The organism is Rhodopseudomonas sp. BR0C11 (genome assembly GCF_010820945.1).
Classification (GTDB): Bacteria; Pseudomonadota; Alphaproteobacteria; order Rhizobiales; family Xanthobacteraceae; genus Rhodopseudomonas; species Rhodopseudomonas palustris_H.
Genome location: NZ_QTKI01000888.1, coordinates 1 through 379, shown reverse-complemented (window position 1 = coordinate 379; position 379 = coordinate 1). Strand labels below are relative to the sequence as shown.

Annotated in this window: 2 pseudogenes; both read left to right on the top strand. The window is 70.7% G+C overall.

Annotated features, from left to right (window positions below):
- A pseudogene (locus DYI24_RS27965) lies at positions 1-195 on the top strand (phosphatase PAP2 family protein); the annotation flags it as partial.
- Positions 196-258: 63 nt separating this feature from the next.
- Positions 259-379 (top strand): annotated as a pseudogene (locus DYI24_RS28540) (dolichol-phosphate mannosyltransferase); the annotation flags it as partial.

Below are 379 nucleotides of genomic sequence, written 5' to 3'. Positions count from 1 at the left end.
GTGCTGCTCGCCCACCATCCGAGCGACGTCGTCGCCGGCGCCTTGCTCGGGCTCGTGGGCGCAATGGCGGTGCGCTACTGGTTCGCGGCGCGGCGGCTGGCGTTCACCATCCGGCAGGATGGCACCATCGATCCGCTGCCAGGGCCGTCCTGGGATCGCGTCAAAAGGGTTGCCCGCGGCGGCTCCGCCCCATAAGAAGCGGGCGCGCAGACAGCGCCCCGGCCGCGAGTTCCCGTCGGCCCCGGATTGTTCCGAAGCATGCCTGAAACCTTGTCTCAGTCCGGACCGCCGCCTGCGGTGTCCATCGTGGTACCGGTGCGCAACGAGGCAGACAACGTCGCCCCGCTGATCGCCGAGATTGCCGCCGCGCCCGATGGGC